The organism is Enterococcus sp. DIV1298c (genome assembly GCF_017316315.1).
Taxonomy (GTDB): Bacteria; Bacillota; Bacilli; order Lactobacillales; family Enterococcaceae; genus Enterococcus_B; species Enterococcus_B mangumiae.
The window spans coordinates 15,673-30,714 of record NZ_JAFLWG010000039.1; the positions used below are offsets into that span (position 1 = coordinate 15,673).

Consider the following 15,042-nt stretch of genomic DNA (forward strand, 5'->3'; position numbering starts at 1 on the left):
TTGCTATGCTATTTATATAAAAGAAAGAGGGGGAGATGATACGATGGGTACATTCAAAAACCAAAAAGACAAGGTAGTAGGTTCTGCGAAAGAAAAAATTGGCGAGATTTTCCATAAAGAAGACTTGCTGGAAAAAGGACAGATCCAAGCGGAAGAAGGGAAGATCCGTGAAGATGAGTACCGTGCTAGAATTGCTGAATTAGAAGATCAACATGCTGAAAAAGAGTCAAAACGACAAGATTTGACTAAAGAACGTCAAGATCCTGAAGAAATTCGTAAAGAAAACCAAGACCCCCAAATGGATCATCGCTCAACAGAACAAAAGATCGAAGAAGAGCGTATGAAACGATACACCGGCATTGAAGAAAAGCTGTAAAGCTTTTTAGACGTCAAAATGACACAGAAAATCAAGAAGAAAAGAAACAGACTGGTCAGACTATGACCAGTCTGTTTTCGTTTGTCTACAAGAAAACACAGCAAATCTTTCACATCATGCGTTTTTTTGACTAGGACAGTCGCATTGTGGAATTGTTTCATGTTATACTAAAAGCAGTAATAAGAAAACGTTTATTACGATCCACATGATCTTTTCTTAGAGACTCCGTGGATGAAAAAATCAACAGATACTCAGCAATGAGGTTGTGAAAAGTACATTGACCTGAGCAGTAAGATAAAAATTGAAAAAATTCTTTTCATATTTTATAATTTTTAAGCTTAGTGTTGCAACTCAGCGTTTTGAACACCATAGATTCTTTCTGGTGTGACGAGTTGACTGATGTACCAACTTCATCTGATTCAAACAAATAAGCGATCAAATTACACCAAGAGAGGTGAAAATTACGATGAGATGTCCAAGATGTCAACACAACAATTCAAGAGTGATCGATAGTCGCCAAGCGGACGATGGTCGAGCAATAAGAAGACGCCGCGAGTGCGAAAAATGTTCCTTCCGCTTTACTACCTTTGAACGAATCGAAGCGGCACCACTATTGGTCATCAAGAAAAATGGTGAACGTGAAGAATTTAATCGTGATAAGATTTTACGAGGCCTGATCCGTTCGGCTGAAAAACGGCCTGTTGCGATGGAGCAAATGGAACAAATCGTCAACCATGTAGAAAATCGAGTAAGAAGTCTTGGCGAAAATGAAGTTTCAACGAATCTGATTGGCGAATATGTCATGGAAGATTTAGTAAACTTAGATGAAATTGCCTATATTCGTTTTGCAAGTGTGTATCGTCAGTTCAAAGATATGTCTGTCTTTTTAAAAGAACTGCAAGACATTGTCGATAAAGCAAAAGATACAAGCAAGAACGAAAATGACGCGTAATTAATAAAGGAGGGTGTATTCCTTGGAAAATGCGTGGAAAGAATTACAACCGAAAAATATTTACCAAGGAAGAAAAAGCAGTCCTTTGAAAGAAGAAGGAAAGTCTGCCTTGTTATCCCTTTACCAACCTTTGATCGGCGGAGAAGCGTTGAGTCTGTACTTGACGTTATACTCTGAGATCTCGTTAGAAACTGGGACAGGTCCAGAAAGCTTACATGCTGATCTATTGAGCAGTTTGAGTTGTGGCTTACCACAATTTTATGAAGCACGAAAGAAATTAGAAGGAATCGGTCTTTTAGAAGTTTATTTCAAAAACGATGAAAGCTTAGGCAGTTGTTTTCTTTATGAGCTGTTAGAACCGATGGATGTGACCGCCTTTTTCAACGATACGTTACTTTCTTTTTTACTTTTAGAAAAAGTCGGTGAACGTCGTTTTAGCCAATTGACCAAGTTATTCGAACCAAAAAATCTTTCGCATGAAGGGTATCAAAAAGTCACTAAAAAGTTTTTAGACGTGTATCGGTTCAATGAAACAGTCTATGCAGCAAATCAAGAACAAGTGGAATCGATCCAACAAAGATTCACACCAAGTGAAACAAAAACACTGATTGAAGAGTCTAGCTCGTTTGACTGGACGTTTTTGACTGATTGGTTGAAGAAACAACACATCAACCAATTGAAAGAAGAAGTCCTTAAACAAGTCAAAATGTATCAGCAGCTCTATGGTTTTGATGAGCTGACTTTAGGAGAACTGATTTTACAGTCCTTTGATTTTACAACAGAAGAAGTGTCTTTAAAAGAACTCCAAAGAATCGTCTTAGTACGCCAGCAACAACAACGTACATCACAGCAAGCAGACAGCACCTTAGATCCGGAGGAACCGCCTGAAATGAGTACGGCAGTCAATCAAGCTTTACCTAGTGCGGCACAACAATTGATCCAAGTGGCACGACAAACCCCACCAATGCGTTATCTCGAAGCGATAAAAAAAGAAAAAGGCGGGTACGTCTCTAAACAAGAAAATTGGCTGTTGCAAGATCTAGTTTCACAATCCGGTTTATCTAGCGGTGTTATCAATATTTTGATCAACTACGTATTAGTCATCAAGAATCATGCAAGCTTAAATGCGAGCTTTGTCAATACGATTGCGAATGAGTGGGCGCAAAAAAAGATCAACACCCCTGAAGAAGCCATCGAACATCTTCATACCTTGAAGACAAAGGCGAAACAACCGAAGACGACCAAACAAAACAATTCCTCAAATTATCGACGCAATGTCCGAAGAGAAAAATTACCAGATTGGGTCAATCAACCGAAAGACGAAACACAAATCAGTACAGAGAAAAAAGCCGAGATCGATCGTCGCTTTAAAGAGTATCTGGCTAAAAAGGAAGGTGAGAGCTAATGGAAGATGTGGGAAAAGAACTGAAGAAAATCATCAGTAAACGCAACTACCAAGAAAAATATTCCGAGATGATTGCTGAAGTTTTGAATGATGCGGATGTTCAAGCCTTTCTGTCAGCCCATCAAGACCGATTGACTCAAGCAGATATCGAAAAAAGTTATGCCAAACTTTATGAATACGTACAGGAAAAAAGGAAATATCAAACAAACGATCCAACCATGATCGCTCCAGGATATGAACCTAAATTGACTTTGAATTTCCATTACGTCGATGTGACGTATGTACCGACAGAAGCACTTTTAGCTCGTCAAAAACAAGAAGAGATCAAGAGCCGTGTCAAAGCAATGGATATGCCAAAAGACATCCAGTCTGCTTCCTTTGAAAACTTCGAACGAACAGATGGACGTGGATATGCCAGCTTAGAAGCATTAGACTTTGTTGAACAATACTCAGCTGATCCTAAAAGCTTCCATAAGGGGTTATATTTGGTAGGTAGTTTTGGTATCGGGAAAACCTATCTTTTAGGCGCAACAGCAAAAGAATTGGCAATCAAAGGATTTACGACCACATTGGTTCATTTTCCAACGTTTGCAGTTGAAATGAAGCAAGCGATCGGCAAAGACCAAGTGGCGGAAAAATTGGATGCTGTGAAGAAATCACCGATTCTGATGATCGATGATATCGGAGCAGATGCAATGAGCAGTTGGATTCGTGATGAAGTTTTTGGCGTGATCCTACAATATCGCATGCAAGAACAATTACCAACTTTCTTTTCATCAAACTTCACGATGAACGAATTAGAACAGCATTTGACTGTGACACAACGTGGCGATGAAGAACCATTGAAAGCAAAACGGATCATGGAACGGATCCGCTATTTAACAAAAGAGATCGAAATGACAGGACGAAATCGCCGAAATGGCTAATGTCTCAATCGCTCATCGAAAAATACAGGTTGGAGTATCTACTCTACTGTCACTGATTTTCACCTTTTCAAATAAAATTTTCATAAAATGAACAAAGTTAAGATGAAACGAATCCATGGACTTGAAGAAATAACCGGATGGAATCATCAAAAACGAGTAACGCAAGAAATTACACGGAGGATATATGATGAAAGCTATTTTAACTGGTCTAGTTGCTGCCGGTCTCTTATTTACATTGACAGGCTGTGGTAACGAAGAAGGAAGTACAGGTTCAATCGATTCGATCAATGCAGAATCGACAGTGGAAACAGATAGTTCTACCGAACAAAAACAAAGTGTATTTACTGGTACGATCGAAAGCTTCGGTGAAGCTGAAGGTGATGTTTATCAAATCACCATCAAAGATGTAAAAGAAATAGAAGATCCAGCGAATATTGGTTCTTCATTCAGCAATGATGGCGTGATCTTGAATGCCTCAGTGGATCAAATCACTGATGGTGTCGATTCCTTGAAAGAAGGAGAAAAAGTCGAATTCAAATTAGTCGAAATGGCAGTTATGACAATGTCGATCCCGCCACAAGTTCCTGGGAATTCGATCATTGAAATCACTGTTCAATAATTAAGTAAAGAAATCGAACAACGTTTTTTTGATTGATGAATGAAAAAGACTGGGACAAATGCCCAGTTCTTTTTTCTATTAAACGTAAACTAGTGTTATGATAGGTGTTAGAAAAAAGTTGTCGAATAAAATAAGATAACAACTAGTAAGTTTATGCTTATAGACATGTTTTGGCTAAAGGCATAAAAATTGTTCATAGCCAAGCATTCAGTAGTTAAGGAGTGGAAAAATGAATCACACAGATTTATCGAAACGTCTTGAAACTGTCGGACGTTTCGTACCAGATGCTGCTCGTCTAGCAGATATCGGTTCAGATCATGCTTATTTGCCTGTTGCATTAATGCTAAAAGGTAAAATCGACTATGCGGTAGCCGGAGAAGTCGTTAAAGGACCTTTTGAATCAGCGAAACGACAAGTGATGAAAAATGGATTGGCAGATCGGATCGAGGTACGCTTAGCCGATGGATTAGATGCAATCGAAAAGAAAGATCAAATCAATGCGATCACGATTGCAGGAATGGGTGGTTCTCTGATTCGTGACATCTTGGAAGCTGGGCGAAAAAATCAGCGAATATCTGGTGAGGAACGTTTGATCTTACAGCCTAACATTGGGGAGAAAACCTTGCGAACATGGCTGAAAGAAAACAACTACCAAATTATTGCAGAAGAGATCCTCGAAGAAAATAAAAAAATCTATGAGGTCATCGTAGCAGAAAAGAAAGAGCAAACGATCGAGTATTCTGAAAAAGAATTGATGTTTGGACCACACTTACTCGCAGAGAAAAACGAAATATTTTTAGCAAAGTGGCAACGTGAGTTGAAACAACGTGAAGTGATCTTAGAGCAGTTAAAAAATGCGAGTGAAAAAAACAGACGGGAGACGATCCAGCAAGAAGTGGATTGGATCAAGGAGGTTTTATAGATATGGCCATCAAAGCGCAAGAGTTCATCAAAAAATTTGAAAGTTATTGTCCACAATGGTTAGCAGAAGACGGCGATCCTGTGGGGTTGCATATCGGTACTTTGGATAAACCAATCGAACGTGTCATGATGACATTAGACGTCCGTCCAGAAGTTGTTGCTGAAGCCATTGAGAAAAAAATCGATCTTTTGATTGCCAAGCATCCGCCAATCTTTCGACCAGTCAAACGCTTGATCACTGATTCTCCGCAAGAGAAAATGTATGCTGATTTGTTAAAGCATGATATTGCTGTTTATGCGGCACATACAAATATGGATATTATCGAAGATGGCTTAAATGATTGGTTTTGCGAAAAACTAGGACTTGACGTAACCGGCTATCTCGTCAAAACGCATGAACAAGGTTATAAAAAATTGATCAGCTATCTGCCAGTCGACGATGCCCCAAGTTTAAGAGCTGCTTTAGCCAAAGCAGGTGCAGGTGAACAAGGCGCATACGACAGTACAAGTTTTACTTCTGTCGGACAAGGTCGTTTCCGACCAAAAGCAGGGGCAAACCCAACAATTGGTGAAGTGGGCCGTCCCGAACAAGTCCAAGAAGCAAAAGTTGAAGTGATTTTTCCAGAATCAATTGAAAAAAATGTTTTAGAAGCGATGTTTGCAGCGCATCCTTACGAGGAACCAGCCTTTGATCTGTTCTCGATCGATGCCCCAGTCAAAACATGGGGACTTGGTCGTATTGGTGAATTACCGATGGAACAATCATTGGATGATTTTGCTGAACAGGTGAAAGAAGTCTTTCAACTAGACGGTTTACGTGTGGTTCGACCAACAAATCCGCAAAAAATGATCAAACGCGTGGCAATCTGTGGCGGTAGTGGGGAGAAATTTTATCCCGCAGCGCTAGCACAAGGCGCAGATGTCTATATTACGGGGGATATTTATTTCCATACCGCACAAGACATGCAAAGTGCCGGATTGGCGGCAATCGATCCTGGTCATTATATCGAATCATTATGCAAAGAAAAATTTGTTGAAAAGTTTGAGAGTTGGAAAAAAGAAGAGAATTGGCAGGTTGACTTTTTTGTTTCAGAAACATCAACCAATCCATTTGAATTTAAATAAAAGGAGAGTCATCTATGTACGAAAATCTATTACCACGTTTTTTAAGATACGTCAAAACGGAAACACAATCCGATCCAACAAGCAACACTACGCCATCTACTCAAACACAAGTAGAGTTTGCGCAAGTATTGAAAAAAGAATTAGAAGATCTAGGCTTATCTGATGTGACTTACAATGCTGACAACGGCTTTGTGATTGCTACATTGCCAAGTAATGTCGATCATGACGTGCGTTCGATCGGTTTTATTGCCCACATGGACACAGCTGATTTCAATGCGGTAGGTGTCAATCCGCAAATCATTGAAAACTATGACGGTGAGTCAACGATCGTGTTAGATAAAGAAGGTCGTTTCACATTGAATACCAAAGACTTTCCTAATTTAACAAATTATGATGGGCATACATTGATCACAACTGATGGCACGACTTTATTAGGTGCAGATGACAAAGCCGGGATTGCAGAAATCATGACAGCGATGGAGATCTTGCTTAAAAATCCTTCGATCCCTCACGGTGAGATCAAAGTTGCCTTTGGTCCAGATGAAGAAATCGGGGTGGGGGCAGATAAGTTTGACGTCGAGCAATTCAATGTGGACTTTGCATACACGATCGATGGCGGGCCATTAGGAGAATTACAGTATGAAACATTTAGTGCTGCACAAGCGAATATCACGATCCAAGGGAAAAATGTCCATCCTGGTACAGCGAAAAACACAATGATCAATGCCTTGCAATTGGCGATCGATTTTCATAATGAATTACCAGCAGATGAAGTACCTGAAAAAACTGAAGGGTACGAAGGATTCTTCCATTTGATGGCATTGACAGGCAGCCCTGAAGAAGCGAAGATGAGCTATATCATCCGTGACCACAAACGTGAGTCATTTGAAGCACGAAAAGCGATGATCACAAGTATCCAAGAAAAAATGAATCAACGATTTGATCAAGAACGTATCCAAGTAGACATGTATGATCAATATTACAATATGCGTGAAATCATTGAAAAAGATATGAGTATCGTTGATTTAGCTGAAAAAGCGATGATCGAATTGGAGATCAAGCCAGTGATCGAACCAGTACGCGGTGGAACAGATGGTTCAAAAATCTCTTATTTAGGGATTCCAACACCGAATTTATTTGCCGGTGGCGAAAACATGCATGGGCGTTTTGAATTTGTCTCACTACAAGTGATGGAAAAAGCGACTGATGTGATCGTTAAAATTGCAGAATTGAATACACAAGCGTAATCGCTCTGTTTTCAACAAATAAAAAAGAGTAAAATTCAAACAAACATTTGGGATTGTTGGTTGATTGCCAGACTAAGTTGGCATATGATTGAAACGAGGGGACTTCGGTCAGCACTCGTAACACTGTTCATTGGGGGAGGGTGAGTGTTTTTTGCATCCATCCCCCTTGTTTTTTGCAGGAAGTAGGAGGAATAAGTCGCATGAAAAAATTACTCGTGTTTTATAACAAAAGTTCAGGAAGTGACGAAGGGGAAGACTTAGCAAACTGGTTCAAAGACTATGTTGCTGAACATCGTCCAGAACTTGAGGTCTACTTAACTGAAACTGGACCATCGATCAAAGATGAAACATTGAGACAAAAAGCGAAAGAACATGCAGTAGATACATTGGTCATCATCGGTGGCGATGGCACCATCCACCATATCATTCAAGCGTTCCAAGATGAGTTAGACCAGTATCAAGTTGGTTTATTGCCAGGTGGAACGATCAATAACTTGGCGAAAGTGTTGGGCATTCCTTTTGAAAAAGAAGAAGCCGCAGCAGCGATGTTAGAAGAATCGATCCGTAAAATCGATTATGGGAAAGTAAATGATAAAGTAGTGATTTCTACTTTGACGATCGGTATATTAGCCGACACAGCCGTTTGGATCAGTCAAAAAGAAAAGCAAAAGTATGGTTCATGGATTTTTATCAAACGTTTCGTGAAATTATTATTGAAAAAGAAAAAATATCATTTAGATATCAAAACAGAAGAAGAGCATTGGCAAGGAAAGACACAATTACTAACGATCACGATGTCCAACTCAGTCGGAGGATTCACTCGTTTCGATGATTCCGCAGCGCCAGATGATGGCAAGTTCCACATTACCATCGTGCCTTCATTAGATTTTTTCCGTTTTGCTTTTTATTTACCTCGAATGATCAAAGGAAAAATCTATTCTGTTCCTGGTATCAAGTACATGACTGCAAGTCAAATCAATATCCAAGCACGAGAAAAGAAAGTAACGACTCGAACAGATGGCGATATCACAGACGACTTGCCGATCGAATTAAAAGTCATTCCAGAAGGTATTGCAATCTACGTACCAAAAGAAGAAAATCAATCGTTGGAGGAAAGCGATGGAAGTATTGATGTATAATCCCTTGTGGTTTTACTTGTTCATTGTCAATGTGTATCTTTTTGGCTTGATGGGGTATGATAAACGTCAGGCAAAAAAAGGCGCATGGCGTGTTCCTGAAAGTAATTTGTTGTTTGTCAGTTTGTTAGGCGGAGGTTTGGGTGGTCTGATCGCTCAGCGTGTATTTCGCCACAAAACCAAAAAAGTAAAGTTCACGGTCGTTTTCATACTAGGAATTATGATCGATCTCATCTTGATCTATTTTTTCCATTAAGGAGTCATACATGTCTACTAAAGGAACAAAAATCAAAATTATCATTAATCTATTATTAGTAACTACTATTCTTGCTATTATTTATTATTTGATCAATCAATCTTTTGCAGATATTTTTAAAGAGTTGCTTTCAACAAGTGTCCAAGTACTTCTGGCAATGTTTTTTTTCGGCACACTTTACCAAGTCGTTGAAGGGCGTTCGATCAAAGAGATCGCAAAACCTTTTTCTGACTCGTTCAGCACAAGCGATGGCTTCTGGACTTCTTGTTATATTGCCTTTTACCGAATCGTCTCTTTTGGGACTGGTACACTAATTTCAGAAATTTATTTTTACAATAAAAAAGGAATGAAATTTTCTCAAGGAGCGGGAGTCACTGCGCTGCATATGATCATGTATAAACTAGCAGTGATCACTTATGCGGTCATTGGCTTGATCGTTCAATTCTCCTTGTTCTACGAAAAAGCACCAAATATGATTTGGTTCATCATTGCAGGGATCATTTTAACGGCTTTGATCATCTTATTTCTAGTAACAATATCTGTGAGTTTGAATCTGCAAGTCTTTTTCGTCAAAGTCTCCAATCGGTTATTCAAAAGTGACCGCCTGCGAGGCTGGGTCGATACGTGCAACACGCAAATTTATTCTTTAAGAGAAACTGTACAAACGATCATTAAAGACCGCACTGCGCTGCTCAGGATCTATTGTTGGAACCTATTGAAACTACTATGTTGGTATGTCATGCCCTACCTTTTTCTAGTAGAAAATCATCCAACACTTGATTTTCTTTTGACATTTTCATTTATTAGCTTTGCAGTCGTCTTGTCAGGAGTGTTGCCTACACCCGCGGGCATTGGTTCGTTTGAGTTTGTTTATCTTTTACTGTTTCGTCCAGTGGTTGGAACAGTTGATGCGGTTTCTTCCTTATTGCTTTACCGATTTGGTTCGTTTATTTTACCGTTCATCTATGGTTTTTTCTATGTGATTGCAGAAAGACGGAACATCTTACGTCAAGAAATCAACGAAGTAAAGGCAGAAAAAAAGCGTGCAAAAGGAAAAATCTGATTTGCTTTTGATACTCATATACTTAGAATCCGGAAGAAAAAATCTTCCGGATTTTATTTGTTTTTAGTGAGTATAATCTTTGACCAAAACTGACCAAATGAGTATAATAAGCATGTAAAGGTTAAAGAAAACGAGACTTTAGACGGATTGATTCGGACTAGAGACAACGCTATAGTTGACTTTGACTAAACAACTTCTACCATAGGAGGAAAATATATGAATAGCGAAAAAATGACAACTACGCTCCAAGAAGCGATTGCAGAAGCACAACAAGTAGCAATGACAAGAAAACACCAAGAAATCGATATCGTCCATTTATGGAAGATTTTTTTACAGCCAAATCATTTTGGGCGTAATCTTTATACGGATGCAGGGATCGATGCAGACGCATTTGAACAAGAAATCGATCGAGTGTTAGATGAATACCCAACGGTTTCAGGTAGCAATGTCCAATATGGTCAAAACCTTAGCCAAAATCTTTTTCATTTATTGAACGAAGCCGATCAGTTGAGAGAAAGCTTTGGGGATGAATTCTTATCGACTGAAATCGTGCTTTTAGCTTTGATGAAATTAAAAAATTACCCCTTGACTGTTTATTTGACAAAACAAGGACTGAATGAAAAAGAATTACGTAAAAATATCGAAGACATGAGAGGAGGAGAGCGTGTGACCTCTAAAAACCAAGAAGAACAATATAAAGCGTTAGAAAAATATGGTGTCGATCTAGTGCAACAAGTCCGCAGCGGAAAAATGGACCCGATCATTGGTCGAGATGAAGAGATACGTGATGTGATCCGTATTTTATCACGTAAAACCAAAAATAATCCAGTGTTGATCGGAGAACCTGGTGTTGGTAAAACAGCAATCGTTGAAGGATTAGCCCAACGAATCGTACGTAAAGATGTACCTGAAAACTTAAAAGACAAAACGATTTTTTCTTTAGACATGGGCGCCTTGATCGCTGGAGCAAAATTCCGTGGAGAATTTGAAGAGCGGTTAAAAGCAGTCTTGAAAGAAGTCAAGAAAAGTGATGGGCGGATCATCTTATTTATCGATGAGATCCATAACATCGTGGGGGCAGGTAAAACAGAAGGCAGTATGGATGCCGGTAACTTACTAAAACCGATGTTAGCGCGCGGAGAACTTCATTTGATCGGCGCGACTACGTTAGATGAATACCGTCAATATATGGAAAAGGATAAAGCGTTAGAACGCCGATTCCAAAAAGTATTGGTCAAAGAGCCAACTGTCGAAGATACGATCAGCATTCTTCGAGGATTGAAAGAGCGCTTTGAGATCCACCATAGCGTCAATATCCATGACAATGCTTTGGTTGCGGCAGCTACACTTTCCGATCGTTATATCACCGATCGCTTTTTACCTGATAAAGCCATTGATTTGATCGATGAAGCAAGTGCTACGATCCGCGTGGAAATGAATTCCATGCCAACTGAATTGGACCAAGTTACTCGTCGGCTTATGCAGTTGGAGATCGAGGAAGCCGCTTTGAAAAAAGAATCTGATGATGCAAGTAAGAAACGTCTAAAAAATCTCCAAGAAGAGTTGGCAGATCTTCGAGAAGAAGCCAACGCGATGAAGATGCAGTGGGAAACAGAAAAAGAAGAAGTAAACACTGTTTCCTCAAAACGTGCAGAAATCGACAAAGCAAAACATGAGTTAGAAGATGCAGAAAACAATTATGATCTTGAACGTGCCGCTGTTTTACGCCATGGAACGATTCCACAATTAGAGAAAGAATTACAAGAATTAGAGGCAAAAACGAAAGACAGCGACATCAAGATGGTGCAAGAATCTGTTACTGAAAATGAAATTGCCCAAGTCGTTGGTCGTTTAACAGGGATTCCAGTGACGAAACTAGTGGAAGGTGAAAGAGAAAAACTGATCAAGTTGAACGAAACACTCCACAAACGTGTCATTGGCCAAGATGAGGCCGTAGATGCAGTCAGTGATGCGGTGATCCGCTCGCGCGCTGGGTTACAAGATCCTAACCGCCCATTAGGTTCTTTCCTTTTCTTAGGACCTACAGGTGTAGGGAAAACGGAATTAGCCAAAGCATTAGCAGAAAACTTATTTGATTCTGAAGACCATATGGTGCGGATCGATATGAGTGAATATATGGAAAAACATGCCGTCTCTCGTTTAGTCGGAGCGCCTCCAGGCTATATCGGCTATGAAGAAGGCGGACAGCTTACAGAAGCGGTGCGAAGAAATCCATATACGATCGTCTTGTTGGATGAAATCGAAAAAGCTCATCCAGATGTCTTTAATATTTTATTACAAGTACTGGACGATGGCCGTTTAACTGATTCAAAAGGTCGTGTCGTTGACTTTAAAAACACGGTGATGATCATGACAAGTAACATTGGTTCACAATTGTTACTTGAAGGCGTCACAGCAGAAGGGACGATCCCAGAAGAAGTCGAAGAACAAGTGCGAACGATCCTACGTGGTCATTTCAAACCAGAATTCTTGAATCGAATCGATGATACAATTCTCTTTACGCCACTAAGTCTAAATAATGTCAAAGGAATCGTTGAAAAAATGGTCACTCATTTGGCTCACCGTTTAGAAAGCCAAGATATTCTCTTGGAAATCAGTGATGAAGCGAAAACGTGGATTGCCGAAAATGCGTATGAACCTGCTTATGGAGCTCGTCCATTGAAACGATTCATCACAAAAGAAGTCGAAACGCCATTGGCAAAAGAAATCGTAGCAGGCAAAATCATGCCAAAATCAAAAGTAACGATTACTTTGTTTGATAACCATTTAGCATTCGCAACAGAAAGTTTACCTGAAGAGGAATAACAGCAACTGTTCATCTAATTCTGTTGGTTGATGGAGTTGAACCCAGAACCTGTCAAAGCAGAGGACTATTCAAATAGTCTCTGCTTTGACAGGTCTTTTTTTTCGTCTATACTTAATAAACAATTGCTTAAATTTTCGTATGCTCCGACGAATTTAGAATAAGACGGAGAGAAAACCAAACACTAATCCTATGAATTACTGTATTCAAAACGGTAAAAGTAAGTGTTTTCATAAAACGTGAGAGAAGCTAAGATAGTAAATGTAGATGAGGTGATAGAGTGATGATCAATGAACGGGAAAAAGCAATCATTCAATATATTTTGATGAACCAACATACGACGATCACAAAAATAGCGAAACACATGAATTTATCAAACAAAACAGTTTCACAATCACTAAAATTGATCGATGAACTCTTTCGTGATACAACGATCGAACTAATCAGAAAACCACGAATCGGTGTTTCGATCATCGGTGATCCAACAGAGATTTTACGTGAGCTTGATACAACGACTGTGGCAACAGTTCCAGCTTCTAAAAAAGAGCGGATTCAATTCCTTTGTTTTGAACTCTTGAAAAAAAAGACCTATTTCACTCGCCAAGAACTACAAGATACATTATTCGTAAGTAAATCTACATTAGAAGGTGATATGAACCAAGTCCACGAGATTTTCCGTCATTTCAATGTCAGCATCGATCGTTTACCCGGTAAAGGTTCCTTTTTGAACTTATCGGAGCAAGAAAAGAGGCGCTTAGCATTTGATTTGATTTACTATTTTTGGGGGAGTAACTGGAAAATCACCAAAAAGAAACAGCTATATCTACACTCGATCCAAGGGATTCCTCCTTTCGTCAATGATTTTATTGACATGAACAACATCACATTGGTCGATACGTTGTTGCAAGAATATCTAAAAGACGCACGAACAAAGTTGAATGATACGACCTATCATTCATTGCTACTCCATCTGTTGATCATGATCGATCGAGTCAGAGAGGACAACTATTTAGAAACGGAAGAAGTGTATGGAAAAATAAGAGAAAATAAACCATTCGATTTATTTATTCTTAAACTGGAAAAAGCTTTTTCATTGACGTTACCTTCATCTGAAGTCCACTATATCCAATTACATTTGGAAGGCGATACATTACTTGAACAAACGACACAAATGAAAGAAGTGACGGACAAACGGATTCGACAACTGATCCATGAAAATGTAACCCTTTACAGTGAAAACATCCTTTTAGGGTTAGTCATGCACATCAAAGAAGCTGTCCTACGCATCCAAAAAGGACTGTTGATCCATAATCCATTTTTACAGGATGTGAAGAAAAACTTTCCAGCATCCTTTACGGAAGCAATCCAACTCGCGAATGCATTGAGCCAAACTTTCGCGATTAACGTACCAGAAGATGAAGTCGCTTTTATAGCTGTACACATCCAAGCAATGAAGGAACAAACTGAAGAAAAACAGCAAAAGAAAATCAGTGTCTTACTTGTTTGTAGCAGTGGGAAAGGAACATCGCAACTTTTAGCTGCTCGCATTCGTAGAAATTATGAAAAAATCGAGATTTCGCGGATTCTTTCGATCCAAGAGCTGATGCAGACATCGATCTATGAAGATCTAGTGATATCGACAGTCAACTTGAATCTGGATACGATCCCAACGATCAATGTTTCGCCTGTGCTGAACAAATTAGAACGTCAAAAAATTGAGTTGTTTCTAGAGAATGCACAAAAGAAACCTGAAAAATCAATGAATCACTTTGCAAACTTGATCAAAGAAGACTTGATCTTTTTGGGTCATTCATTTGCGGATTATCAAGAAGTGATCCAATTTATTGGGAAACAGTTGATCGAAAAAGGATATGCAGAAGAAGAAATCATTTCTTCCTCTTTAGAAAGAGAACAATTTTCTTTCACCTCTTTTGGCAAATTTGCAACACCACACGGGGCCCCTAAATATGTCAAAAAATCGGCAATCGTTTTTTTACGCTTGGCCAATGAATTGATGTGGGGAGAAACGAAAGTCAAATATTTATTTTTCATCTGTATCAAAGATGAAACAGCGCAAGAGCTTGAAGAAGTCTACGATACGATGCTGGAAATCATCGAATCTGGTGAAAAAAAATATTTATTAAAAGGAACAAAAACAGAGATCAAAAACTATTTGAAAGAGGAATTTTAAT

At 39.1% G+C, this 15,042-nt stretch carries 13 protein-coding genes; all 13 read left to right on the forward strand.

What is annotated here, in order from left to right; all coding sequences use genetic code 11:
- The first annotated feature begins 43 nt into the window (after positions 1 to 43).
- The 13 genes from JZO83_RS09415 to JZO83_RS09475 all read left to right on the forward strand — a co-directional run bounded on the left by JZO83_RS09415 (position 44) and on the right by JZO83_RS09475 (position 15,041).
- Entirely contained in the window at positions 44 to 376 is a 333-nt protein-coding gene (locus JZO83_RS09415) for a CsbD family protein (RefSeq protein WP_207115588.1), read from the forward strand.
- 466 nt (positions 377 to 842) lie between these two features.
- The gene (gene nrdR / locus JZO83_RS09420; RefSeq protein ID WP_207115589.1) at positions 843 to 1,328 is read left to right on the forward strand and encodes a transcriptional regulator NrdR; all 486 of its coding nucleotides are present in this window, start codon (positions 843 to 845) and stop codon (positions 1,326 to 1,328) included.
- Positions 1,329 to 1,350: 22 nt separating this feature from the next.
- A complete protein-coding gene (locus JZO83_RS09425) occupies positions 1,351 to 2,733 on the forward strand; it encodes a DnaD domain protein (RefSeq protein WP_207115590.1) in 1,383 nt (460 codons plus the stop codon).
- Entirely contained in the window at positions 2,733 to 3,659 is a 927-nt protein-coding gene (gene dnaI / locus JZO83_RS09430) for a primosomal protein DnaI (RefSeq protein WP_010735315.1), read from the forward strand. Before JZO83_RS09425 ends, dnaI begins: the two co-directional genes overlap by 1 nt.
- Before the next feature lie 187 nt (positions 3,660 to 3,846).
- Positions 3,847 to 4,278, forward strand: coding sequence for a hypothetical protein (locus JZO83_RS09435; protein WP_207115591.1), 432 nt, complete (start codon positions 3,847 to 3,849; stop codon positions 4,276 to 4,278).
- A 229-nt stretch (positions 4,279 to 4,507) separates the two neighbouring features.
- Positions 4,508 to 5,200, forward strand: a complete 693-nt coding sequence (locus tag JZO83_RS09440; RefSeq protein WP_207115592.1) for a tRNA (adenine(22)-N(1))-methyltransferase TrmK — start codon at positions 4,508 to 4,510, stop codon at positions 5,198 to 5,200.
- Between the two features lie 2 nt (positions 5,201 to 5,202).
- Positions 5,203 to 6,324, forward strand: coding sequence for a Nif3-like dinuclear metal center hexameric protein (locus JZO83_RS09445; RefSeq protein WP_207115593.1), 1,122 nt, complete (start codon positions 5,203 to 5,205; stop codon positions 6,322 to 6,324).
- 14 nt (positions 6,325 to 6,338) lie between these two features.
- On the forward strand, positions 6,339 to 7,571 hold the full coding sequence (gene pepT, locus JZO83_RS09450) for a peptidase T (RefSeq protein ID WP_206857260.1): 1,233 nt from the start codon (positions 6,339 to 6,341) through the stop codon (positions 7,569 to 7,571).
- Between the two features lie 200 nt (positions 7,572 to 7,771).
- A complete protein-coding gene (locus tag JZO83_RS09455; RefSeq protein WP_207115594.1) occupies positions 7,772 to 8,710 on the forward strand; it encodes a YegS/Rv2252/BmrU family lipid kinase in 939 nt (312 codons plus the stop codon).
- Complete coding sequence (locus JZO83_RS09460; protein ID WP_206857271.1) at positions 8,691 to 8,963, forward strand: DUF1294 domain-containing protein; 273 nt, start codon at positions 8,691 to 8,693, stop codon at positions 8,961 to 8,963. The genes JZO83_RS09455 and JZO83_RS09460 overlap by 20 nt, the downstream gene beginning before the upstream one ends.
- 10 nt (positions 8,964 to 8,973) lie before the next feature.
- Positions 8,974 to 10,026 (forward strand): lysylphosphatidylglycerol synthase domain-containing protein, encoded by a 1,053-nt coding sequence (locus tag JZO83_RS09465; protein ID WP_207115595.1) that lies wholly within the window; start codon positions 8,974 to 8,976, stop codon positions 10,024 to 10,026.
- A gap of 216 nt (positions 10,027 to 10,242) precedes the next feature.
- On the forward strand, positions 10,243 to 12,852 hold the full coding sequence (gene clpB, locus JZO83_RS09470) for an ATP-dependent chaperone ClpB (protein ID WP_206858872.1): 2,610 nt from the start codon (positions 10,243 to 10,245) through the stop codon (positions 12,850 to 12,852).
- Positions 12,853 to 13,133: 281 nt separating this feature from the next.
- A complete protein-coding gene (locus tag JZO83_RS09475; RefSeq protein ID WP_207115596.1) occupies positions 13,134 to 15,041 on the forward strand; it encodes a BglG family transcription antiterminator in 1,908 nt (635 codons plus the stop codon).
- Position 15,042 lies beyond the last annotated feature (1 nt).